The sequence below is a fragment of the Xanthobacteraceae bacterium genome (genome assembly GCA_019454205.1).
Lineage (GTDB): Bacteria > Pseudomonadota > Alphaproteobacteria > Rhizobiales > Xanthobacteraceae.
On sequence record CP075369.1, the window covers coordinates 2,589,343 to 2,612,500 of the forward strand.

General features: G+C 61.8%; 25 protein-coding genes and 1 tRNA gene (1 of these 26 cut by a window edge). 12 read left to right on the forward strand and 14 right to left on the reverse strand.

The window, feature by feature from the left end; genetic code table 11:
• Window positions 1-10: 10 nt before the first annotated feature.
• The gene (locus KF794_13055; GenBank protein ID QYK44680.1) at window positions 11-949 is read left to right on the forward strand and encodes a DMT family transporter; all 939 of its coding nucleotides are present in this window, start codon (window positions 11-13) and stop codon (window positions 947-949) included.
• Here KF794_13055 and KF794_13060 read toward each other — a convergent pair whose 3' ends face one another.
• A complete protein-coding gene (locus KF794_13060; protein ID QYK44681.1) occupies window positions 950-1,582 on the reverse strand; it encodes an isoprenylcysteine carboxylmethyltransferase family protein in 633 nt (210 codons plus the stop codon).
• Window positions 1,583-1,682: 100 nt separating this feature from the next.
• Here KF794_13060 and KF794_13065 point away from each other — a divergent pair, with 100 nt between their 5' ends.
• From KF794_13065 to KF794_13075, 3 genes are read left to right on the forward strand one after another with little or no spacing between them, the layout of a single operon-like run.
• Window positions 1,683-2,651 carry a 2-hydroxyacid dehydrogenase gene (locus KF794_13065; GenBank protein QYK44682.1) on the forward strand — a complete coding sequence of 323 codons (969 nt, stop codon included), beginning with the start codon at window positions 1,683-1,685 and terminating at the stop codon, window positions 2,649-2,651.
• An 8-nt stretch (window positions 2,652-2,659) separates the two neighbouring features.
• Window positions 2,660-3,073 carry an AprI/Inh family metalloprotease inhibitor gene (locus KF794_13070; GenBank protein QYK44683.1) on the forward strand — a complete coding sequence of 138 codons (414 nt, stop codon included), beginning with the start codon at window positions 2,660-2,662 and terminating at the stop codon, window positions 3,071-3,073.
• On the forward strand, window positions 3,070-3,777 hold the full coding sequence (locus tag KF794_13075) for an AprI/Inh family metalloprotease inhibitor (GenBank protein QYK44684.1): 708 nt from the start codon (window positions 3,070-3,072) through the stop codon (window positions 3,775-3,777). The genes KF794_13070 and KF794_13075 overlap by 4 nt, the downstream gene beginning before the upstream one ends.
• Window positions 3,778-3,779: 2 nt before the next feature.
• Here KF794_13075 and radC read toward each other — a convergent pair whose 3' ends face one another.
• From radC to KF794_13095, 4 genes are read right to left on the reverse strand one after another with little or no spacing between them, the layout of a single operon-like run.
• Complete coding sequence (gene radC / locus KF794_13080; protein ID QYK44685.1) at window positions 3,780-4,487, reverse strand: DNA repair protein RadC; 708 nt, start codon at window positions 4,485-4,487, stop codon at window positions 3,780-3,782.
• 6 nt (window positions 4,488-4,493) lie between these two features.
• A complete protein-coding gene (map, locus tag KF794_13085) occupies window positions 4,494-5,324 on the reverse strand; it encodes a type I methionyl aminopeptidase (protein ID QYK44686.1) in 831 nt (276 codons plus the stop codon).
• Window positions 5,325-5,375: 51 nt separating this feature from the next.
• A complete protein-coding gene (gene sfsA / locus KF794_13090) occupies window positions 5,376-6,089 on the reverse strand; it encodes a DNA/RNA nuclease SfsA (protein ID QYK44687.1) in 714 nt (237 codons plus the stop codon).
• 3 nt (window positions 6,090-6,092) lie between these two features.
• Entirely contained in the window at window positions 6,093-7,070 is a 978-nt protein-coding gene (locus tag KF794_13095; protein ID QYK46706.1) for an SDR family oxidoreductase, read from the reverse strand.
• Between the two features lie 112 nt (window positions 7,071-7,182).
• Between KF794_13095 and KF794_13100 the strand changes: the two genes are divergently transcribed.
• Window positions 7,183-8,301, forward strand: a complete 1,119-nt coding sequence (locus tag KF794_13100; GenBank protein QYK44688.1) for a DSD1 family PLP-dependent enzyme — start codon at window positions 7,183-7,185, stop codon at window positions 8,299-8,301.
• A gap of 1 nt (window position 8,302) precedes the next feature.
• Here the strand turns inward: KF794_13100 and KF794_13105 are convergent, their stop codons facing one another.
• Genes KF794_13105 through KF794_13120 form a run of 4 tightly spaced genes read right to left on the reverse strand, consistent with a single transcriptional unit; the run spans window position 8,303 to window position 12,945 of the window.
• Window positions 8,303-8,974, reverse strand: a complete 672-nt coding sequence (locus KF794_13105) for a GNAT family N-acetyltransferase (protein ID QYK46707.1) — start codon at window positions 8,972-8,974, stop codon at window positions 8,303-8,305.
• Window positions 8,974-9,819, reverse strand: a complete 846-nt coding sequence (locus tag KF794_13110) for an isocitrate lyase/phosphoenolpyruvate mutase family protein (GenBank protein ID QYK44689.1) — start codon at window positions 9,817-9,819, stop codon at window positions 8,974-8,976. Before KF794_13110 ends, KF794_13105 begins: the two co-directional genes overlap by 1 nt.
• Complete coding sequence (locus KF794_13115; protein ID QYK44690.1) at window positions 9,816-11,621, reverse strand: dihydroxy-acid dehydratase family protein; 1,806 nt, start codon at window positions 11,619-11,621, stop codon at window positions 9,816-9,818. The genes KF794_13110 and KF794_13115 overlap by 4 nt, the downstream gene beginning before the upstream one ends.
• A 19-nt stretch (window positions 11,622-11,640) precedes the next feature.
• Window positions 11,641-12,945, reverse strand: coding sequence for an HlyC/CorC family transporter (locus tag KF794_13120; GenBank protein QYK44691.1), 1,305 nt, complete (start codon window positions 12,943-12,945; stop codon window positions 11,641-11,643).
• A gap of 126 nt (window positions 12,946-13,071) precedes the next feature.
• On the opposite strand from KF794_13120, the gene KF794_13125 reads away from it, so the two are divergent.
• Together KF794_13125 and KF794_13130 are read left to right on the forward strand one after the other, a co-directional pair.
• Window positions 13,072-14,253 (forward strand): pyridoxal phosphate-dependent aminotransferase, encoded by a 1,182-nt coding sequence (locus KF794_13125; GenBank protein ID QYK44692.1) that lies wholly within the window; start codon window positions 13,072-13,074, stop codon window positions 14,251-14,253.
• A gap of 7 nt (window positions 14,254-14,260) precedes the next feature.
• Window positions 14,261-14,680: a DUF1311 domain-containing protein gene (locus KF794_13130; protein QYK44693.1), complete on the forward strand. Its 420-nt coding sequence runs from the start codon at window positions 14,261-14,263 to the stop codon at window positions 14,678-14,680.
• 9 nt (window positions 14,681-14,689) lie between these two features.
• Here KF794_13130 and KF794_13135 read toward each other — a convergent pair whose 3' ends face one another.
• Window positions 14,690-15,064, reverse strand: a complete 375-nt coding sequence (locus KF794_13135) for a response regulator (GenBank protein QYK44694.1) — start codon at window positions 15,062-15,064, stop codon at window positions 14,690-14,692.
• Window positions 15,065-15,183: 119 nt separating this feature from the next.
• Window positions 15,184-15,260 (reverse strand) — tRNA-Met (locus KF794_13140).
• 293 nt (window positions 15,261-15,553) lie between these two features.
• Here KF794_13140 and KF794_13145 point away from each other — a divergent pair.
• From KF794_13145 to KF794_13155, 3 genes are all read left to right on the forward strand, one after another.
• A complete protein-coding gene (locus tag KF794_13145) occupies window positions 15,554-16,309 on the forward strand; it encodes a class I SAM-dependent methyltransferase (GenBank protein ID QYK44695.1) in 756 nt (251 codons plus the stop codon).
• Between the two features lie 106 nt (window positions 16,310-16,415).
• The gene (locus KF794_13150) at window positions 16,416-17,279 is read left to right on the forward strand and encodes a methyltransferase domain-containing protein (GenBank protein QYK44696.1); all 864 of its coding nucleotides are present in this window, start codon (window positions 16,416-16,418) and stop codon (window positions 17,277-17,279) included.
• Between the two features lie 32 nt (window positions 17,280-17,311).
• Complete coding sequence (locus KF794_13155) at window positions 17,312-18,655, forward strand: amino acid permease (GenBank protein ID QYK44697.1); 1,344 nt, start codon at window positions 17,312-17,314, stop codon at window positions 18,653-18,655.
• On the opposite strand, the gene KF794_13160 is transcribed toward KF794_13155, so the two are convergent.
• Window positions 18,603-19,619, reverse strand: coding sequence for a DUF3592 domain-containing protein (locus KF794_13160; GenBank protein QYK44698.1), 1,017 nt, complete (start codon window positions 19,617-19,619; stop codon window positions 18,603-18,605). The genes KF794_13155 and KF794_13160 overlap by 53 nt on opposite strands.
• 63 nt (window positions 19,620-19,682) lie before the next feature.
• Here KF794_13160 and KF794_13165 point away from each other — a divergent pair, with 63 nt between their 5' ends.
• A complete protein-coding gene (locus KF794_13165) occupies window positions 19,683-20,582 on the forward strand; it encodes a CHAD domain-containing protein (protein QYK44699.1) in 900 nt (299 codons plus the stop codon).
• 70 nt (window positions 20,583-20,652) lie between these two features.
• Here the strand turns inward: KF794_13165 and KF794_13170 are convergent, their stop codons facing one another.
• Window positions 20,653-21,750, reverse strand: a complete 1,098-nt coding sequence (locus tag KF794_13170; GenBank protein ID QYK44700.1) for a hypothetical protein — start codon at window positions 21,748-21,750, stop codon at window positions 20,653-20,655.
• A gap of 353 nt (window positions 21,751-22,103) precedes the next feature.
• Here KF794_13170 and KF794_13175 point away from each other — a divergent pair, with 353 nt between their 5' ends.
• Complete coding sequence (locus KF794_13175) at window positions 22,104-23,018, forward strand: alpha/beta hydrolase (protein ID QYK44701.1); 915 nt, start codon at window positions 22,104-22,106, stop codon at window positions 23,016-23,018.
• 51 nt (window positions 23,019-23,069) lie between these two features.
• On the opposite strand, the gene KF794_13180 is transcribed toward KF794_13175, so the two are convergent.
• On the reverse strand, window positions 23,070-23,158 hold the 3' end of the coding sequence (locus KF794_13180) for a L,D-transpeptidase (protein QYK44702.1). The gene runs 685 nt beyond the window's last position; 89 of the gene's 774 nt are visible here — the last part of the coding sequence; the start codon falls outside the window, past its right edge — the gene reads right to left on this strand; the stop codon is at window positions 23,070-23,072.

The window sequence follows — 23,158 nt, forward strand, 5'->3', positions numbered from 1 at the left end:
GGAAGACCTCATGAAACCCCCGTCGCGCCCGTTGCGCGAACTACCCGCGCAAGGCGATGCGCGCGCGCGGCTGATCGGCATTGCGATGATGTGCGCGGCGCTGTTCTGTTTCGCGCTGCTCGACACCACGGCGAAGTGGCTGAACAACCACATTCCGACGCTGCAAGGCGTGTGGGCGCGCTACATGAGCCATTTCGTGATCGGCTTCATCTTCGTCAATCCGTGGACGGTGAAGGGCTTGTTCGCGACGCAACGCCCGTGGCTGCAAATCGGGCGCTCCGCGCTTCTGTTTCTTTCGACCGCGATCAACTTCATCGCGCTGAACTACCTGCAACTCGACGAAACCACGGCGATCATGTTCACGACGCCGTTCTTCATCGCATTGTTTGCGGGGCCACTGCTCGGCGAGTGGATCGGCTGGCGGCGCTGGCTCGCGATTCTGGTCGGCTTCGCGGGCGCGCTGGTCGTGATCCGCCCCGGCACCGGCGCGCTGCATCCGACCGCGTTCCTCTCGCTCGCAGGCGCGTGCTGCTATGCGCTCTACAACATATCGACGCGCTCGCTCGCGCCCTACGACTCGACGCAGACCACCATCACCTACTCGGCACTGGTCGGCGTGATCGTGGCGTCAATCCCGCTACCGTGGATCTGGCAAACACCGACCGAGCCGCTCGTCATCGGCGGCATGGTGCTGGTCGGCCTGTTCGGCCTCGTCGGCCATACTTTTCTCATCATCGCGCACCGCTTCGCGCCCGCAGGCGTGCTGGCGCCATTCATCTATTTCCAGATCATCTGGGTTTCGATCACGAGCTTCGCCGTATTCGGCCATCTGCCGACGACATGGACCGTCGCGGGCGCGCTGATCGTGATCGCGTCGGGCCTCTACCTGCTCTACCGCGAGAAGAAGATGAAGGCGGAAGAATCGCTGGAAGCGAACGTCGAGAAATAATCAGGGCAAAATGAACCATGTCGGCAGAATGCCGGCATCGTGCAGATATTCGAAGCCTTCGGCGAGCGGAACGGAAAGCAGGAACACGCTGGCATCGAGCGCCGTCATGCGCACCAGCCGCGGGTTGACCTCGATCTTCTCGACATCCTTCCAGAGCGTCATGCGCGGGAACAACCGCGGCACCTGCGCCAGATAGTCCGCGTAGGCCGCCCCGAAGCGCTCCGTCAAAACCTGCTCTTCCTTGAAAATGACAATCAGGAAAATCAGCCACACCACGAAACCGGTCGCGAACGCCAGCACCAGACTGCCGAGTTGCGCGCCCGCGCCAATCGCACCGAGGATGGAGAAAAAGTAGAGCGGGTTGCGCGAAACCGAATACGGCCCGATCTGCACGAGGGACTCGATCTTTCGTCCGCCGATATAGAGCGTGCAAAGCGTCCTTCCGAGAATGCAAACGACGATCAGGATCAGTCCGAACCACTCGATGGATTCGTGCGCAAGTGTACCGCTCGCCCAGCGCGAGTCGCCAACCACGACAAAAGCCGCACCGAGCAGGATCGCAACCAGCAGAACCGCTTTACGGACCGCCTGCACCGCGGTTAGGTTTACGGAGACGCTTTGCCGGGAATTCATGATCGCCCCTCGATTATTCCGCCCAAGGCTTTGCCGCCTCGTTTAAGGTTTCTTTTGGGCGGCCAAAAAACTCGAGAGAACAAAAAGAAAGCGGAGAGAAATGTCAAAGCCCGACCTCCTGATGGTTACGCCGATGATGCCTATGATCGAGGAACAGCTCGACAAAGCCTTCACCGTTCACCGCCTGAGCGCCGCCAAGGATCGTGACGCGCTGATCGCGGAAGTCGCACCGAAGGTGCGCGCCATCGCATCTACCCCCGGCGCGCGCGTTGACGCGGCGCTGATGGGCAAATTGCCGAACCTCGAAATCGTGGGCGCCTTCGGCGTCGGTTACGATTCCATCGACGCGAAATGGGCGGGCGAGCACGGCGTCGTCGTCACCAACACGCCGGATGTATTGAACGAGGAAGTCGCCGACACCGCCATCGGTCTCCTACTCGCGACCATCCGCCAGTTCCCGCAGGCGGACCAATATGTGCGCGCGGGCAAATGGCTGGAGAAAGCTTTTCCGCTCACCGCCACGTTGCAGGACCGTACCGTCGGCGTGCTCGGCATGGGCCGCATCGGCAAGGCCATTGCGAAGCGGCTGGAAGCCTTCAACACGCCGATCGTTTATCACAGCCGCAATCCGGCGGCCGGCGTCAGCTACAAACATTATCCCGATCTGGTCTCGATGGCGCGCGATGTGGACGTCATCATCGTGATTACGCCCGGCGGCGCGGCGACGAAGCACATCGTCAACAAGCAGGTGCTGGAAGCGCTCGGACCGAATGGCATCGTCATCAACGTCGCGCGCGGTTCGGTGATCGACGAGAACGCGCTGATCGACGCACTACGCGACAAGAAAATTCTATCCGCCGGCCTCGACGTGTTCGAAGACGAACCGAAGGTGCCGCAGGCGCTGATCGACATGCCGCATGTCGTTCTGCTGCCCCATGTCGGCTCGGCTTCCGTGCATTGCCGCCGCCTGATGGGGCAACTCGTGGTAGACAACCTGATCGCCTGGGCGAACGGCAAAGCGCCGCTTACCCCGGTCGCGGAAACGCCCTGGCCGCCAAAGAAGAAGTGACGGAAAGCATGGTCCGCAAAATCGCCGCCGCGCTGGCGCTCTCGACCACGGCGGCGTTCGCGCAGTTCGAACCGTTGCAACCACTCGACTTGAAGGAAGTCGATCCCGCGCTGATCGGCGACACCTTCGGCCCGTGGGAAATCGTCGATCAATCCGGCAAGAAACGCTGCCGGATTGTCTTGAAGAAAGACGCGGTGATCGGCGGCTTCGGCATCGACATCGCTCCGAACTGCGCCAAACTGTTTCCGGTCATGGACGAAATTACGGGCTGGCGGCTCATGCAGAACTGGACGATCGACCTGATCGACGCCACGCGAAAGGTCCGCGTCCGCTTCCAGACACCGGACGAGCGTTATGTCGCGATTCCCGAAGTCGACGGCATCGACGCGCTGGTGCAGCCGAAGACGAAGAAAAAGAAATGAACCGCCTCTGCTTCGCCGTACCATTTCTGCTTGCGTTCGCCGCCATAAGCATCGCGCAGGCGCAGCAGAACGAACTTGAAGCAGCGCGCACGCTGGCCTCGAACTACCAGCTCTCCGATGCGAACGGCGAACGCAAATGCGCGGTCACGCTGGAAGCGAAGACTTCCGCGCCCGGTTTCGCGCTGATCTTCGACCGCGCCGAGTGCCTGCCCCTGTTCGGCTACCTCGCCGACACCGCGGCGTGGAAGCCCGCACCGGGCAATGGCATCTATCTCATCAACGCCAAGGGCGTGCTGATCGCCGAGTTCACGGAAGGCGTGGGCGGCGTCTATGAGGCGCTGCGCGAACGCGACGGCGTCTATTTCCTGACCAACCTTCGCGTCGCAGATAACGCCGCCTTGCAGCCTTCCGACCTCGCGGGTGAATGGAACCTGTCGCGCCCGAACGGGCCGGTATTGTGCCGCATTACCCTGACGCTGGAAGCCGCCGCCGAACAACGGCTCAAGCTCGCTGTCGCGCCAAAATGCGACAACGCCATCACCTCGTTCGGTCCGGTTGCATGGCAGATCAATAACGGCGACGTGCTGCTGTTCTCCGAAAAGGGCGAACAGATCCGGCTCGGCCGCAACGACGAAGGCGTGTGGATGCGCATGCCCGACCGCAACCAGGCGAAGCCCCGTCCGCTGCAAATGACGCGGCCCTGATTTCAGGAGATCAGCCGCAGTCCCTTCAGGCTCGCGTGGCCGTCTTTCCCGACGATGATGTGATCGTGCACCTCGATGCCGAGCGGCCGCGCGACTTCGATGATGGTCTTCGTCATCTGGATGTCGGCGCGCGACGGCGTCGGGTCGCCGGACGGATGATTATGGACGAGGATGATCGCGGTCGCGGAAAGTTCGAGCGCACGTTTCACCACCTCGCGCGGATAGACCGGCGTATGATCGACCGTGCCTTTCTGCTGCACTTCGTCGGCGATCAGCTGATTGCGCTTGTCTAGGAACAGGATGCGGAATTGCTCCTTGTCCGCGAAGGCCATCGAGGTCCGGCAATAATCGACTACCGCGCTCCACGACGAGAGCACTTTCTTGTTTTTTAGCTTCCCCTTGGCGAGATGCTGCGCCGCCGCCTCGACCACCTTCAGTTCGGTGACGATGGCGTCGCCTACCCCCTCGATCTCTTTCAGAAGCGCGGGCGGCGCCGCGATGGCTTCCGCGAAGGAACCGAAGCGTTCGATCAGTCGCTTCGCGAGCGGCTTCACGTCGCGCTGTGGCACCGCGCGAAACAGCACCAGTTCGAGCAATTCGTAGTCCGCTAGCGAAGCCGCGCCGGATTCGCGAAAACGCGAACGCAGCCGTTCGCGATGACCGTGATAATGCGGCGCTTCCTTGAAACCGGAACCGCGCACCTTCGACATGGTCGATTACGCAGCCTGAGAAAACAGCGGCTTGTGCAGGCCCTTCGGCGAGAGCGTGAAAATCTCGACGCCGGTTTCGGTAACGCCGACCGAATGTTCGAACTGCGCCGAGAGCGAGCGGTCGCGCGTCACCGCGGTCCAGCCGTCGGACAGCACTTTCACATGTGGACGGCCGAGATTGATCATCGGCTCGACCGTGAAGAACATGCCGGGCCGCAACACGGCGCCTTCGCCGGGCACGCCGATATGCACGATGTTCGGCTCGTCGTGGAACAGGCGGCCGAGGCCGTGACCGCAGAAATCGCGTACCACGCTCATGTGGTTCGGCTCCACCATCGCCTGAATCGCCGCGCCGATGTCGCCGGTCGTCGCACCGGGACGGATCGCAGCGATGCCGCGCATCATGGCTTCATAGGTAACGTCGATCAGCCGCTCCGCGCGGCGCGGGATTTCACCGACCGCGTACATGCGGCTGGAGTCGCCATGCCAGCCGTCGAGGATGAGCGTGACGTCGATATTGACGATGTCGCCCTCGCGCATCGGCTTGTCGTTCGGGATGCCGTGACAGACCACATGATTGATCGAGGTGCAGGAAGACTTGCGGTAGCCGCGATACATCAGCGTCGCGGGCAGCGCACCGTGATCCATCGCGAACTCGTAGACCAGATTGTCCAGCCGCTCGGTGGTGACGCCGGGGTGGACTTCCCCATCGAGCATATCGAGCGCTTCCGCGACCAGCTTCCCGGCCTTGCGCATACCCGCAAAATCCTCCGGTCCGTGCAGGCGAATCTGCCCGGTTTTCCGTAGCGGTGCGGCGGCGGCGTCGATGTAGGTCATTTCCGGCCTCTCACGCCCGAATGTAGGCATTGGCTGCGGGCGCGCAAGAAACTAGTCCGCCACCGGCACTTCGCGGTCAACCCTAATTTCGTCATGCGTCAAACGGCAGACCCGCGCCAGCATCTCGACGCCTGCCGCCCGCGCCCGCGCGAAGGCCGCGGCATAGGCAGGGTCGATATCGCCGGCCACCGCAACCTCGCGCGCCGACCCGATCTGCACCAGATAGAGCAAGACCGCCCGGAATCCTTGTTCACGGATGTCCGCCAGTTCGTCGAGATGCCGCGCGCCGCGCGCGGTCACGCAATCCGGAAACTCCGCCAGCCCCGGCAAGCGCATCAGGTGGACGTTCTTGATTTCAAGATAACAGGCCGGGCGATCAGGCGCTTCCAGCAGGAAATCGATCCGCGAGCGGCGGCCGTATTTCACCTCGCGGCGGATCGTTTCGTAACCGGCGAGCTGCGGAATTTTATTCTCCGCCAGCGCCTCCGCGACCAGACGATTGGGGTGCGCGGTGTTGACGCCTACAAGCTCCGGTACCGCGCCGAAATCCGCCTCCACCAGTTCCCATGAGTAAGCGAGCTTGCGTTTGGGATCGGATGATTTCGAGAGAAACACGCGCGCGCCCGGCGTGGCGAGTCCGGTCATCGCCCCCGGATTGGCGACATGCACCGTGGTCTCGCTGCCATTCGGCAGGATGACATCGGCAAGGAAACGCTTGTAGCGGCGCACGAGCCGCGCCTCGATCAGCGGCGCCGCGAACTTCATTTCTTATGCAGCAACCTTGCCGCCCAGTTCGTCCTCGACATGGATCGCGACGATCTCATCGAAGTCCTTGTCCGGCACGAAGCCGAGGTCGAGCGCGCGTTTCGCGTCGAACGTATGCGGCCAGCCAGCGACGATGCGCTCGATCAGCGTATCCTTCACGCGCTGGATGCGCGCAACCGCCTTGTCCCCGCCCACTTTGCGCAGCGACTCGATCTGTTGCGCGATGGTGCAGGCGACACTCGGCATAGTGATGTTGGGACGAAGATCGAGGAGGTCCGTATCCAGCGTCGCCGCGTGCAGCAGATAGCCGACCGCGGCGCGCGGGCTGGCGTGGGAATGCAGAAGATCTTCCGGCACCGGCAGCATCGCGACATGCCCTGCCAGCGGCTCGCGGATGATGCCGGAGAAAAATCCGGACGCGGCCTTGTTCGGTTTTCCCGGCCGCACCGTGATCGCGGGCAACCGGATGCCGACACCGTCGAAAAAACCGCGCCGCGAATAATCGGCCAGCAACTGCTCGCCGATCGCTTTCGCCACCCCGTAAGAAGTGTGCGGCGTGAGGTGGAAGTCGTCGGTCACCGGCCCGTCGAACGGTCCGCCGAACACCGCCATCGAACTCGTGAACACCACGCGTGGCTTGTATTCGCGAAGGCGGATTGCATCGAACATGAAGCGCGTGCCGTCGAGGTTGACGCGATAGCCTTTCTCGAAATCGGTTTCCGCTTCCCCCGACACCACCCCCGCGAGATGGAAAATATAATCCGGGCTGTCGGCAATCGCGGCCGACGCCTCGCCGGGTAGAGAAATATCGCCCTTGCGCAACGTGGTCTTGAACTGCGTGTTCTTCGGCGCGGCGGGCTCCTCGACGTCGATCAGCGTCATGCGCGCAATGGGCTTGCCGCCGATGCGCGGCTCGCGCGCCAGCCGCTCGACCAGCTTGCGCCCGATCATGCCGGCCGCGCCGGTCACCAGCACATGCAGATTATCGCTCATGTCTTTCTCTTTTTATTTCTTTTGGAACTTCGCCGCCTGCTATTGAGAAAAGCCATCCTGCACGAGAGGCTGGCCAAGGAAAAGCCTGGAAGAAATCGCAATGAACAATCCGCTGGCAGATCGTCTGTTTCGCGCGCTGGAAGACGTGCCAACCCCCGCCCTCGCAATCGACGAGGCGGCACTCGAGCGCAATATCGCGGCGATGGCGGACTTCGCGCGGCGCGCAAACCGTTCGCTCCGCCCTCACGCAAAAACGCATAAGTCGGTCGCGATTGCGCGGAAGCAGATCGCAGCAGGCGCGATCGGGATTTGCTGCGCAACCCTGCCCGAACTGCAAGCGATGGCGGATGCCGGAATCGGCGGGCTGCTGTTGACCGCGCCCATTCAGGACCCGGCGAAGACCGAAGCCTTGCTAGGAGTCGCCAGCAAGACCCCGATCATGCTTGCGGTCGATCATCCGAGCCAGATCGAAACCCTCGCGGCAAAACTCCCGGCAAACGCAGCCCCGGTTGGCATCGTCGTCGACGTGGATGTCGGCCAGAAGCGAACCGGCGTTTGCGATGTCAGCGATACGGTTGCGCTCGCGGCGCTTGTTGCAAAAGACAAGCGGTTGAAATTCAGTGGACTTCAGGCTTACGCCGGGCATGTGCAACACATTCCCGCATTTGCGGAACGCGCCCGAGAGGCCGCACTGGTTTCCAAACTCGTGGAAGAACATATCTCCGGTTTGCGTCAAGCCGGATTCGAGGTCCCCATCGTTAGCGGCGGCGGCACCGGCACCCATGACTTCGACCTTGCGCATCAGCCTTTCACTGAAATTCAGGCCGGCTCCTATGTCTTCATGGATGCGGACTACGCGCGCATCCTGGACCGGAACGGCGAAAGGCTTCCGTTCGAATGTTCGTTGTTCATGCTGACGACCGTCACCTCCGCCAACAGGCCCGGACAGGTCACGGTGGACGCCGGCACGAAATCACTCGCGGTCAACGGCCCCTTCCCCCATCTTATCCTTGGAGCGCCGGACGGCACGGCATACCAGTTCGCCGGCGACGAACACGGCATCCTTTCGTTTCGCGAAGGAAGCACGCCGCCGAAACTCGGTAGCCGTATCCTGATGAGCGTGACCCACTGCGACCCGACAGTGAACCTCTTCAGCGTCATGCATGCGGTGACGGAGTCAGGCAAAATCGAGAAATGGCCGGTCGCGGGTCGCAACTGAGTTAGCTGCGAAACGCTTCGAGGCTCTTTTTCTGCCTGCCGCGCGCGTCGAAATTGGCGGGCGCCAGCCACGCCTCGAACGCGGCTTTCCGCGACGGCCATTCGTGATCCATCATCGCGTACCATGCCGTGTCGCGGTTGCGGCCTTTCACGATCATGTGCTGATGAAAAATACCCTCGAACGTGAAGCCGTAGCGCAACGCCGCGCGGCGTGACGGCTCGTTCAGCGCATTGCACTTCCATTCGTAGCGGCGATTGCGCAAATCCTCGAACGCATAGCGCGCGAGCAGATACTGCGCTTCGGTCGCCAGCGGCGTCCGCTGCAACTGCGGCGAATAGAGAATGTTGCCTACTTCGATAACGCGATGTTGCGGACGAATCTCCATCAAGGTCGCGAAGCCGACCGCCTGTCCTTTCGCGTCGATGATCGCATAGGCGTACGGATCTTCCCGCGAGGCGAACAGCCGAATGTAATCGTCGAATGCGTCCCGCGCGGCGAAGGGACCGTGAAACAGATAATCCCAGACCTGATCGTGGCCTTTCACCGCCTCCCAAAGCTGGCTTGCATGTTTCTCCGCATCCAGCTTCTCGGTGCGGCCATAGCGCCCCTGCAGCGCCACCGGCGCAGGACGCGGCGATGGCATTGCATCGGTTTCCGGCCCAACCGGCCGCATCATGTGCCGCCCCGCAACTTCGAATCGCCGGAGAAGAACTTGTTGATCTCCGCACCCGGCGCGCCTTCACCCAGCGCATCGAAGCGGCCTTCTTCCATGATCTGCTTCGTCATGCGCAGGAACGCACCCCACACCCCGCGCGCAAGCGCGCCGCCAACGCTGATACGGCGAACACCGAGTGCCTCCACGTCTTTCACGGTCAACCCGTTCGGCGTTCCGATCAGGAGGTTGAACGGCTTCGGCGCGACCGCTTCGACCGCCGCCTTGATCTGATCCGGCTTTGCAAGGCCCGGCGCAAACAGGCAATCGGCCCCGGCGCTGGCATAAGCCTTGAGGCGGACGATTACGTCGTCGAATCCGCTTGCACCGATATTGAGGCCATCGGCACGTCCGACCAGCAATGTGTCGCCACCCTTCCGGTCGATTGCCGCACGCGCGGCCTTCATGCGCGCAACCGCGTGGTCGAGGTCGTAAACCGGCTTGTCTTTCTGCTTGGTCGTATCCTCGATCGACAAGCCGGCTACGCCGGTATCGCATGCGAGCGAGACGCTTTCCGCGACTCCCGCCGGATCGTCGGCGAAGCCTCCCTCGAAATCCGCGTTGATCGGAAGGTCGGTTGCGTCCACGAGTTCCGCGAGATGCTCGAGCAGCATCCCGCGCGTCACGCCGTTGTCGGGGACGCCCTTCGACCAGGCAAACCCCGCGCTGGTGGAAGCCAGCGCCTTGAAGCCCATGGCCTGCAGCCAGCGCGCGCTCGGCACATCCCATGGATTGGGAATGACGAAGCATCCGCTTTTGTGAAGGGCGTGAAAAGTCGCGCGTTTCTCGGCAATCGTCGGCATCAATGATTCTCCCGCGGAATTCCGAATGTCTCGGCGACATTCTGGAACTTAACCGCGGGTTTCAGCACCATGCCTTCGCATAGCTGGTCTACCATTTGGCGCTGGATTTCCTGCCACGGCGTCTGGCTGGCCGGATATTTGTAGCCGCCGTCCGCCGCGAGCTTCGCGCGGCGCGCGCTCAGCTCCGCTTCATCGATCAGGATATTTGCCTGCCCCTTCCTGAGATCGATACGCACGCGGTCGCCGGTTTGCAGGATCGCGAGACCGCCGCCCGCCGCCGCTTCCGGCGAAGCGTTCAGGATCGACGGCGAGCCGGACGTGCCCGATTGCCGTCCGTCGCCGATGCATGGCAGCGATTTCACGCCGCGATTGAGCAGCGCCGCCGGCGCCGTCATGTTCACCACTTCCGCCGCACCCGGATAGCCGATGGCGCCGACACCGCGCATGAACAACATGCAGTGCTCGTCGATCTTGAGCGCGGGATCGTTGATGCGCCTGTGATAATCCTCCGGTCCATCGAACACGATGGCGCGCCCCTCGAACGCGTCCGGGTCTTTCGGGTCGGAAAGATAGCGGTCGCGAAATTCCTTCGAGATTACGGAAGTCTTCATGATCGCGCTGTCGAACAGGTTGCCTTTCATCACGATGAAGCCCGCATCGGCCCGCAGCGGCTTGTCGTAGGGGAAGATCACGTCGCGATCCTGCACCTCGCGGCCCTTGCAGTTCTCGCCGATGGACTTGCCGTTCACGGTCAGCGCGCCTTCGTGAATCTTCTTCTGTTTCATCAACTCAAAGACGACCGCGGGGATGCCGCCCGCGCGATGGAATTCCTCGCCGAGATATTTCCCGGCCGGCATCATGTTCACGAGCAACGGTATCCTGTGGCCGATCTTCTGCCAGTCCTCGACATCGAGCTTCACGCCGATATGGCGCGCGATGGCGTTCAGATGAACCGGCGCATTGGTCGAGCCGCCGATTGCGGAATTGACGACAATCGCGTTCTCGAATGCTTCGCGCGTGAGAATGTCGGAGGGGCGAAGATTTTGCGCGACCATCTCGACGATGCGCTTGCCGGTTTCATACGCAATCTGCCCGCGCTCGCGATACGTCGCGGGAATCGCGGCGCAACCGGGCAGCGACATGCCGAGCGCTTCCGCGAGGCCGTTCATGGTCGAGGCCGTGCCCATCGTGTTGCAGTGACCCGCCGACGGCGCCGAGGAAGCCACGAGGTCCATGTATTCCTCGTAGTCGATCTCCTTGGTGGCGTAGAGTTCGCGCGCCTTCCACTTGATCGTGCCCGATCCCGTGCGCTCTCCCTTGTACCAGCCGTTCAGCATCGGCCCGCCGGAAAGCACGATCGCGGGGATGTTCACCGTCGCCGCCGCCATGATGCAGGCGGGCGTGGTCTTGTCGCAGCCGGTCGTCAGCACCACGCCGTCGAGCGGATAGCCGTAGAGCACCTCCACCAGTCCGAGATAGGCGAGGTTGCGGTCCAGCGCCGCGGTCGGGCGTTTTCCCGTTTCCTGGATCGGGTGCACCGGAAATTCAAAACAGATGCCGCCCGCCGAGCGGATGCCCTCGCGCACGCGATGCGCAAGCTCAAGGTGATGCCGGTTGCAGGGAGAAAGGTCCGAGCCGGTCTGCGCGATGCCTATGATGGGACGGCCCGATTGCAGTTCCTCGCGCGTGAAACCGAAATTGAGATAGCGCTCCAGATAGCCGGAGGTCACGTCCGGATTGCTCGGGTCGTCGAACCAGGCCTGCGAGCGCAAGGTGCGGGCGGGCTTCGCGCCGTTATTCGTCATCGTTTCCTCGTCGGGATTCTTATTCTGCGGCTTTCGCCGGTTCGAGCGGAATGAAAATCAGTTTGTCGATGCGCTTGCCGTCCATGTCGATCACTTCGACACGCCAGTCGCCGATGATGAAGTGATCGCCCTCGACCGGAATCCGCGCCAGCTTGTCGAGTGCGAGGCCCGCCGCGGTGTGATAGTCGGAAGGCGTATCCTCGATGCCGAGTTCTTCCTTCAGCGCGTCGAGCGAGGCGCGGCCATCGACGAGCCATGAGCCGTCGGCGCGCTTCAGGATTTCCTTCGCCTCACCCTCGTCGTCGGAAGAAATGTCACCGGCAATGCCTTCCAGCACGTCGTGCAGCGTCGCAACGCCGAGGAAGTCGCCATACTCGTCCACCACCAGCGCGATGTGCAGGTTGGCGGAGCGGAACATTTCGAGCAGCCGCAGCACCGGCAACGTCTCCGGCACATAGAGCGGCTGGATGATGTGTTCCTCGACATTCAACGGCTTGCCGGAAAGGAGGCCGGTCAGGATATCCTTCTTCTGCACGATGCCGACCGGACGGCCGATGTCGCCGTCGCGCGCCACCACGATCCGCGAATAGGGACAGTCCGCGATTTCGCGCGCGATGGTTTCGTTCTCGTCGTCGAGGTCGATCCAGTAAACATCCGTGCGCGGCGTCAGCACCGCCGCGACCGAGCGGTCCGCCAGCGCCAGTACGCCGTGGATCATTTCCTCTTCCACCTCGTCGATCACACCCGACTCGGTGCCTTCGGCGATTGCGAGCTTTACTTCCTCTTCGGTCACGCCGTCGGGACGTTCCGTGGGAATACGCAGGATCGCGAGAAAGAACGCGGTCGTCTTTTCCAGCAGCCACACCATCGGCCGCGCAATCGTCACCACGATCTGCAACGGTTGCGCGAGCTTTGCGGCGATGACTTCCGGCGTGTTGAGTGCGATGCGCTTCGGCACCAGTTCGCCGATGATGAGCGAAACATAGGTGATCGCCACCACCACCGCGCCAAACGCGATTTCGTTGGCATAGGTGCCGAATACCGGAAACCGGCTCAGGAATTCGCCGAGCCGCGCGCCGAGCGTTGCGCCACCGAACGCGCCCGACAGAATCCCGATCAGCGTGATGCCGACCTGCACCCCGGAGAGAAACCGGCTCGGATTTTCGGCCAGCGCGAGCGCCCGCGCCGCGCCGCGGCTGCCGCTCTCCGCCATCTGCTGCAGGCGTATCCGGCGGGACGAGACGATCGCCATTTCCGCCATAGCAAACAGGCCGTTCAGCAGGATGAGGCCCAGAACGACCGCGACTTCCAATCCAATGTCCATGACGGGCGGGAATCTCGCATGGGCCGGGCCGGCCCCGCAATGGCACTCCTGCCATGTCGCCCGTATCGGTTTGAAAAGACGAAAGAAATAGGCTCAATTACCCGCCAAGAAACGGGGAAACGCGCCATGTTGCAGACCATCGCAGGCTTCAGCCGGATCGGCGAGGAAAACGCCTTTGCCGTGCTCGCGCGCGCGGCCGAGCTTTCTGCGCAGGGGCGCGACATCGTGAGCCTCGGCATCGGCCAGCCCGACTTCCCCACGCCGCCGCATATCGTCGAGGCCGCGATCAAGGCGCTGCGCGACGGCCAGCACGGCTACACCCCTGCGACCGGGATTCTCCCGCTGCGCGAAGCGGTCGCCGCCGACCTTCACAAGCGCTTCGGCGTCGAAGTCTCGCCCGGCCTCGTCGCGGTCGTGCCCGGCGGCAAGGTGACGATGTTCTCTGCGATCCTGATGTTCGGCGAGCCGGGCGCGGACATCCTCTATCCCGATCCGGGCTTCCCGATTTACCGATCGATGATCGAGTTCACCGGCGCGAACCCGATTCCGATTCCGGTGCGCGAGGAAAACGGCTTCGCCTTCTCGGCGGAAGAAACACTCGCTCTCATCACGCCGAAGACGCGGCTCATTATTCTGAACTCCCCCGCGAACCCGACCGGCGGCGTCACGCCCAAATCAGAAGTCGATAAATTCGTCGCCGGGATGGAGAAGCATCCGAACGTCGCGATCATGTCCGACGAGATCTACGACCAGATGGTCTACGACGGCGAGAAGCACGTTTGCCTTCTCACCTATCCGTCGATCCGCGACCGCCTGATCCTGCTGAACGGCTGGTCGAAGACCTACGCCATGACCGGCTGGCGCATGGGCTATTCGATCTGGCCGCAATCGCTCTACGAGAACATCCGCAAGCTCGCCGTGAATGCGTGGTCCTGCGTGAATGCGCCGTCGCAATTCGCGGCGCTCGCCGCCCTCACCGGCCCGCAGGATGCGGTCCATTCGATGGTCGCGGAGTTCGACCGCCGCCGCAAAGTCGTCGTGAGCGAACTGAACAAACTGCCCGGTATTTCCTGCGCGACACCGAAGGGCGCATTCTATGCGTTCCCGAATATCAAGAACACCGGCTGGAAGGCGAAGAAGCTCGCCTCATCGCTGCTCGAAGAATCCGGCGTCGCCATCATCGGCGGGCCGGACTTTGGAATTCTCGGCGAAGGCTACGTGCGCCTGTCCTATGCCAACTCGACCGAGAACATCCTGAAAGCGATCGGACGCATGGGCGAGTTCCTTTCAAGCCGCAAGGCAGCATAACAAGCCGATGCGCGCGTGGCTCGCCGTTCTCTGCGTGCTGCTAGGAACGTCGCTCGCGCACGCGCAACGAACGCGTCCCTCGCACGAACTCTGCGATCCGAAAAACCTCAGCGGCCGCCCCTATTTCGTCTGCCTTGAGCGCGCGGTGTTCGATACCAACCGCCAGCTGGACGAACTGACGGCGCGCATTTTCGAACTCATCGAAAGCCGTGGCGATCTTGCGCCCGCGCAGAAGGGCCGCTGGAAAAGCTCGCTGGAAGAAGCGCAAATACTCTTTGTTCGCTTCCGCAATCAGGAATGTCAGGCGGTCGCGCCGTTCGAAGGCACGAAGTCGGGACGCATCGGCGCTTTCGACGAACGCCTCACCTGTCTGGTCGACAAGAACGTGACGCGTATGCGCGAGCTTGAGGCACGCTATCTGAAGTAAATTGGAAGGCTAAAGCATTTTTACGGCGCGCAGGCTGCTGACTGCCTCGCTCAGGTCTTTCACCTGAAACGGCTTCTGCAAGACTTTCGTGCCGCGCCATTCCTCGCGCAGCCCGCTGCTGTCGTACCCGGTGGCAAAAACGAAAGGAATGCCGCGCGCTTTAAGCGCCTCCGCGAGAGGATAGGTTTCCTTGCCGTGCAGATTGACGTCGAGAATTGCTGCATCCGCCTGAGTTTCGGCAATGAGGCGGATTGCATCCTCGATCTTGGCGGCGGAGCCGGCGATGGTGTGCCCCAAATCTTCGAGCATGGCTTCGAGAAGCATGGCGACCATCGCTTCATCCTCGATCACAAGCACACGAAAGCCGCTTGCCGGCGCAGTCATGCAAAATCCTTATGAAAGCAGCGCAACAAGATCGCGCGCCGCGCCACTCCCGCAATAATAACGCCGGAAAAAATAGGAAGTTCCATTTCGCTGCCGCGGCCAAAAAAGCCGAGGAAAGTTGGTTGCGGGGGCAGGATTTGAACCTGCGACCTTCAGGTTATGAGCCTGACGAGCTACCGGGCTGCTCCACCCCGCGCCAGAGGCGAAAATGCCGGCTGCGGTGCGCCGGCGGCGGTTATGTAGCAATCCGATGACGCAAATGAAAGGCCGATTTGCCCTCAAATCGTGCCGAAATGCCGCGTTTTTCGGCGCTTCCCGCCGCCGCTTCCCTGCACGCTAAGTCTGCGAAAGCGCCCCTTGCGCTTGGCCCCGGACGTGCCAAGGTCCGCCCCCGGGGGCAAAAAGACCCGCAAATTCCAGGCAGAGGAACATATGCAGTTTCGCACCGGCAAAAACATTGGCTTTGTAGGCGCCCTTTGCGCCGCAGCCGTGGCTGTTACCGCCGCTTTCTACTCGATCACCGTCATTGCGCAGCCCAAGCTCGACATTCATTTCGTGCCGACCCCGCATGAGGTCGTGAAGCGGATGCTGGAGCTGGCGAAGGTCGGCCCCGACGACATCCATTACGATCTCGGCTCCGGCGATGGACGCATCGTCATCGCCGCCGTGAAGGACTTCAAGGCCAAGCGCGGTGTCGGCATTGACCTCGATCCGCAGCGCATCAAGGAAGCCAACGAGAACAAGGCCAAGGCCGGCGTCGGCGACAAGGTCGAGTTCAAGGAACAGAACATTTTCGAAACCGATCTGCGCGAAGCAACCACGGTTTCGATGTACCTCCTGACCTCCATCAACATCCGCATGCGTCCGAAACTGCTGTCCGAGTTGAAGCCCGGCACGCGCATCGCGACCCACGCCTTCAACATGGGCGAATGGAAGCCGGAACACGAAGAGAGCGTCGGCGGCTATCAGGTCTATCTGTTCATCGTGCCCGCCAAGGTCGACGGCACCTGGACTGTCGAAGGCGAGCGCAAGATGACGCTCGACCTCAAAGCAGAGTTCACCGAATTCGGCGGCACCGCGACCGTCGACGGCAAGCAGGCCACGGTCAAGGACGGCAAAATCACCGGCACCAAGATCGCCTTCACCGTCGAAATCGACGGCAAGCCCGTGAAATTCGAAGGCACCGTTGACGGTAACGCCATCACCGGCACCAGCCCCGGTAAGTGGACCGCGAAGAAGTCGTAACGGATGGCGGCCGGCGGCATTACGCCGTCATATAATAAAATACGGCCTCTCGGCGGAAACGCGGAGAGGCCGCTATCATGCAGGAAACACGTTTGAGGGTACCGCCATGTCCGATGCAGCAACCAAACAACCCATCCTGAAGAAAATCGCGGCCGGTGTAGCCACGCTGGCGCTGGGCGGCGCAATCCTGAACGCCACTGCGCTGGACTGGAACGCATTTGCGCAGGACCAGCCGAAGCTCGACGTGATCTATGTGCCGACCCCGCACGATGTGGTGAAGCGCATGCTCGAACTCGCGAAAGTCGGACCGAACGACATCCACTACGACCTCGGCTCCGGCGACGGACGCATCGCCATCGCGGCGGTAAAAGACTTCAAGGCGAAGAAGGCAGTCGGCATCGACCTCGACCCGCAGCGCATCAGGGAAAGCCTTGAGAACCACAAGAAGGCCGGGGTCGGCGACAAAGTCACCTTCCTGAACCGCAACATCTTCGAGACCGATTTCAGCGAGGCAAACACGATCTCGCTTTATCTGCTCTCCACGCTGAACCTGAAGCTGCGGCCGACCATCCTCAACATGAAGCCCGGCACGCGCGTGGTCACGCAGAGCTTCACGATGGCGGACTGGCAGCCCGATCACCGCGAAGACGTCGAGTTCAAGGAAAACGGCCTCAGCGGTTCGCGCACCGTTTATCTTTTCATCGTCCCGGCGAAGGTCGGCGGAAAATGGGAACTGAGCGACGGCACGCGCAAGATCGCACTCGATCTTAAGCAGACGTTCCAGTTCTTCACCGGCACCGCGACCATCGACGGCAAGGCCACCGAGATCAAGGACGGCAAGCTGAACGGCGCGGCCATCCACTTCACCGCCGAAGTCGGCGGCAAGCCGGTCAAGTTCGAAGGCACCGTCGACGGCAATGCGATTGCCGGGACCGGCCCGTCGAAGTGGACCGCGAAGAAGACGCTGTAACAAATCATCGCAAACGGATTGGGGAATCGATAATGGCGACGCGCGAAGGAAGGCTATCCGTTTTCGACGGCGTGATGATGCTTTGCGGCATCGTGATCGGTATCGGGATTTTCAAGACGCCCTCGCTGGTCGCCTCGAATTCCGAAAGCGGCCTCACTTTCATCACGCTGTGGGTGGCCGGCGGATTCATCGCGCTGATTGGCGCGCTTTGTTACGCCGAACTTGGCAGCTCGCATCCGAGTTCGGGCGGCGAATATCACTTTCTGAGCGAAGCCTTCGGCAAAAAACTCGCCATGCTGTTCGGCTGGGCGCGTTGCACCATCATTCAGCCGGGCGCAATCGCCGCTGTCGCCTTTGTCTATGGCGAGTATATCTCGGTTGTTCTGCCGCTCGGTGCGAACAGCATCGCCCTTCACGGCGCGATTGCCGTGGTGGCGTTCACGCTGATCAATCTCATCGGATTGAAGCAGGCAAGCTGGACCCAGAACGTCTTTGCAATTCTGGCGATTGCCGCGCTTGTCATCGTCGTACTGGCCGCGTTGTTCGCAGGCCCGCAGGCAAGCACGCCACTCGCAGCCAAACCGCCTTCCGCACCGTGGGCTGCCGCCGGCTTCGCGATGGTTTTCATTCTGCTCACCTTCGGTGGCTGGAACGAGTCCGCCTATCTTTCGGGTGAGTTGAAGGACGTGAAGCGCAACATGGCGCCGACGCTGATCTGGTCCATCGTCATCATCACGATTCTCTATGTGCTCGTGAATCTCTCCTATCTCTACGTGTTCGGCCTGCATGGTTTGCGCGACTCGAAAGCGGTCGGCGCGGACCTTATGCGTCTCGCTGCTGGCGGCGGCGGTGCAATCATCCTGAGTCTGATGATCACCGCAACGGCGTTGAGCACCCTCAACGCTACGATCTTCACGGGCGCACGCGGTTTTCAGGCGCTTGGCGAAGATCTTCCGATACTTAGCTATCTCGCGAAGTGGAATGGTGACAAGCCGGCAAACGCCTTGATTACGCAATGCGTGCTGGCGCTTGTGCTAATCGGCTTCGGCGCGCTTGCCCGCGACGGCTTCGAAACCATGACGGGATATACCGCCCCCGCATTCTGGGGATTCCTGTTCCTTGTCGGCGTTTCCGTTTTCATATTCCGCTCCCGCGGGCTGGTTGCAAAAGACGGGTTCCGGGTGCCGCTTTATCCTATCGTGCCCGTCATCTTCTGCCTGAGCTGCCTCTGGATGTGCTGGTCGGGCATCAACTACGCACATTACCTGTGGAGCCAGTCCGGCTACACGATCGGCGGCGTAGGTGCGATTCTCGGTATCGCCGTCATGCTGGCAGGCGTTCCCCTTGTGCTTCTAAGCAAGACCGCGAAAGGCTGACGCTCAAAACGCGCCGGCCACCTTCACCGCCGCGGCGAGAAACGCCAATGCGATCACATATGTGAGCCACCCTGCCCTGACCCGGCGATCGAGGAGCGCCTGCGCCGGGTTGGCAGGGTTGTAGAACACTTCCACCGCCTGCCCCGGCGCAAATTTGCGCGGCTTCGCGGCGTGCGAGTGCGCCGAAACTCGCGGCGGCCTTCCAGCCTTCGCTGACCTTCTCGCTCTTATATTCGCGGCCATTGACGCTGTAGTTGTAGACGATGCGCGGCCGCTTCAGCCGCGTCCATTTCTCCCTGTCGCCGTGATTGGAGATCGTACGGAATTCCTCGACCCCCGCTTCCTCGATCCTGCCTTCCACCGAAGGCCAGCTTCCGGCCATGCGCGCCGCGCGCGCTCTCGCGATCGCAAGAAGAAACGCGAAGAGGCCCATGAAGCCGAGCACGATCGCGAGCGGGGAATTACCCTGCGGCAACGTTGCTTTCAGCCAATCATTAAGCCGCTCGATGCCGACCGTCAGCACGACACCAAGTGCGATCATTCCGCCAATCAGCCAGAACACGAACCGGAACACACCTTCCGGCACATCACGCTCCAGTACTGACTGTTTGCCCGGCTTAAGCGGATTATAGAAGACCGTGACGTGCGTCCCTGACGGATATTTCGCGAGCGTTTCCTCGACCTGAAAATTTCCAAGGTCTTCGCCGATGCTCACACGATTGCCGCGATGCTTTTTACCGCGCACTTCGAATTCGTAGATCACCTCGGCGAAGTTGCGAAGTTCGAGATCTTTCTCGTCTCCGCCAACACTGCCGACACGGCGCCGCACCACGCGCGAAGAAATCACCTTTCCCGGCGCGGAAGGCCAACGGCTGGCGATGCGGACCTCGATGTATTTATATATTGCCGCGACCGCGATCAGCCCGGCAAAACCGCAGCCGATAATGATGAGAAATGCTTTCATCGGGATTCCATTCGTCGGTTTTTCGTAAAAGTGTCATATAACTCTGCAACAAGCCAAACCTGCATGATCAAGCGACCCGCCCTGCGCCCCCACACGGCCCTCGGCGAAACGCTTTCCGCGATCGCCAGGGAAATTCTTAGCGAAGCAAAGCTCGGGATCGAAGATCCCGCGAACGATACCGCGGTGGCGGTCCACGAATTCCGGAAAAGCAACAAACGCTGGCGCGCCTATCTCCGGCTGCTTTCCGATCATTTTGGCGAAGGCGCGAAATCGCTGCGCGCAGCCGCAGGCGATACGGCCCGTCCGCTTGGCGGCGCGCGCGACTTGCGCTCCACCATCGACGCCCTCGCCGACATCCGCGCGGTGGCAATTGATCTGACCGAGCGCAGCTACACCACCATCTTCGAAAAAATTCAGGCGATGCAGGCGCAGGCGGAAGCATCGAGCATCCATGCCGGGCAGCGCCGCGCCATCGGCCTCACGGTGGAAAAGTGGGCCGCGACCGTATCGCTATGGGATTTCGGCGGGATTGAATTCGCCGATCTCGCATCCTCGCTCACCAAAGGCTATCGCCGCGCCAAGCGCGAAATTCCCGATGATTGGGATGAAGCCACCATCGACGAATTGCACCGCTTCCGCCGCCGCGTCATCGATCATCGCTACCAGATGGAATTGATCGAACCGCTCTGGCCAAAGATGGGAAAACTCTGGGTCGAGGAAGCGCAACGCCTGCGCGATGAACTGGGGCGCCACCGCGATCTCGAGAACCTGCGCCTGCTCGCCGCCCCGCATCAGCCGCTCGCCCGTTTCCGCTCGAAGCTTGAGCCGGCCATCAACTTGCGGAAGCAAGCGCATTTGAAGGATGCGGCGAAAATCGCCTCGCGCGTATTCGCCGAGAAGCCGAAATCGTTTCAGGCTCGCCTCGAGTCGCTCTGGAAAGCGCGCTCGAAACATACGGCCTGACGCTGGCCGCAAAGCAAAACCGCCGCGCAAATGCGCGGCGGTTTTTTCGTTCGCAGCAGAAGGCAGGCGCTTAGCGTTCGGCCTTCTTGTCCTTGCGTATCGCCAGCAGCAGGTTCGAGTCGTGGCCGCGGTTGCGATAGCCGATGCCGAAGTCGAGTTTCGGCACCTTGTTCTTCGGATTGAACAGCTTCTGCGCCGCCGCTTCCGGACCCATGCCGAACACCGGGATCGGGCCGATATAGGTACCGAACGGGCTAAGCTCCCATTCCTCGCTCTTGAGGAAGCGCACCGGCACGCCGGTATCGTCCTGCACCAGCGTCTGCACGTGGGCGAGGATGAACTCGCGCACCGTGGAGAAATTGCCGCCGTGCAGGAGATAGGAGGCGCTCTTTACGAGGCCGTCGCCCGGCGCGAGCTTTTCGCAGAACTTCAGGAAGCCGCTCGCCTTCACGCCGGCATTCGAAAGGTCGGTCGAGAAGTAATAGAGCGTCTGCGGCGCGCCGCCATCCTTGACGAAGGTGATCTTCACGCCCGGCGCGAGCTGGCGGCCCTTGAATTCCTTCGGGTCCACTTCGTTGCCGTCGGCATCGAGCGTGATGAGCTTCACTTCTTTGATCTCGGCGCCAGAGCGCGCGAGGTAGACATAGATCAGCGGCAGCGCGCCCTTCACGGTCTGGCCGCGCAGGCGCGAGTTCATGTCGCTGGTGATGAAGAAGCTGAGGTTCACCGAGTGTTCGAGCGCGGCGCGCACCGCCGGGAGAACATGGTTGGTCTTGCCATCAACCTGCGGGATCGGACCGACCGGCTCGAGACCGGCGAGGATGTAGGTCTTCGCCTTCGGGTAGAACGCATTCGCGTAGAGGAAGTCCGGACCCGCGAAGAAATAGAACAGCGTGTCGCGCGTGTTCTTGATGTTCGCATCGCGCCACGCGCGGACTTTCACGAGCTGGCGCTTTTCCAGCTTGTCCCACGTTCCGTCGAACGACTTCGAATAATTCTGCCAGCCGCCTTCCTTGGTGAATTTCGCGATCGGCGAGTCGGCCGGAACCGGCAGGCCGGCATAGAAGCGAGCTACCTCGGCCGGATTCTGGTCTTGCGCAGACGCGCTTGCGAGCGCGAGAGCGGCAAAACCTGCGGCGACGAGCGCCGTCTTCATTCCCTTCAACATCGTTTTATGCGCCCTTATCAAAGGCGCCCCCACTGACAGTTTTACCTTGAAATTCCCTGGCGGCCGCCGCCCCTGAGACGACCGGGAGCGGCTTATAGCGCACCCCGGAAAGAGTGAATACCCGAAGAAGCCCGCAGCCCGCTACCATGATGCGGTCGTGATTCGTCATTACCCGGTAGATTCCCTTGGGACATGCCTTCGTGCCGCCGGCTGATCTTCCCCGCAGGTTCCGGCCTGCCGCTATATGAAGTCCCGGTGCTGAACCGGTCCTGAACATGAAGCCTTGGAGTGCAACGCTGCGAAAGCCTGTGGCCGCCCTCACGATGTTTTGTCTGGCTGCCTCGATTCCGGGCATGGCCGGCGCACAAACACGGCAGGCCAAGACCAGCATCTCCGAGTTCGTCACCGCCCCCTTCCCGATCGACGGCACGTCGAGTGCAGCCGCCGCCTATTTCAATCGCAACGACGGCACCAATCGCGGCCGCGAAACCGCGAGCGGGCGCGTCTACTGGGAGAAGGAGACCTACAGCGACCAGCGGGTGCTCCTCCATATCCCGGCCAAGTTCGACATTCGCCGCCCCGGCGTGATGGTCGTCTTCTTCCATGGCCACGGCGCCAAGCTGGAGCGCGACATCCGCGACCGGCAGGCGCTGCCCGAACAGATCTCGGCTTCGGTCGCGAATGCGGTGCTGGTCGCGCCGCAGTTCGCGGTCGACGCCGCCGATTCCAACCCCGGCAAGTTCAGCGAACCGGGCGGCTTCACCCGTTTCCTCAACGAAGCGGCGACGCATCTCGCCATCCTGCACGGCGACCAGCGCTCGGTGCGCTACTTCCAGTCGCTCCCCGTGATCATCGTCTCCTACAGCGGCGGCTACCTTGCGACCGCCGCCGCCATCACCCGCGGCGATCAATACAACCGGGTTAAAGGCGTTGTGCTGCTCGACTCGCTGTATGGCGAGATCGAAAAATTCGAGAACTGGATCACCACCGACCGCAAGCGCTTCTTTATTTCGACCTATCTCGGCTCGACCCGCGCGCGGAACCTCGAACTGCAACGCCTGCTCAAGGACAGGAATGTCCCCATCAAATCGGCACTGGATCGCCGCCTGATGCCGGGCGCAGTCGTTTTCATTTCGGGCGGCAACGAAGAGAACCACCGCGACTACGTGCAGGACGGCTGGGTCGCCAATCCGATCACCGATCTCCTGAACCGGCTGCGCGACTACAAGGCCCCGCCGCAGGCCCGCGCACAGACACCGACACAATAAAAAGCGCGCCTTGGATGGCGCGCTTTTCTTGATGGCGATGGCAACCGCAGATCATTCGCTCGCGTAGATCACGCTTGGTCCCTGCAACCCGGCCGGAAGATTCATTTTCTTCAGCTTGGTCTGGCGCGCCTTCGGCGGCA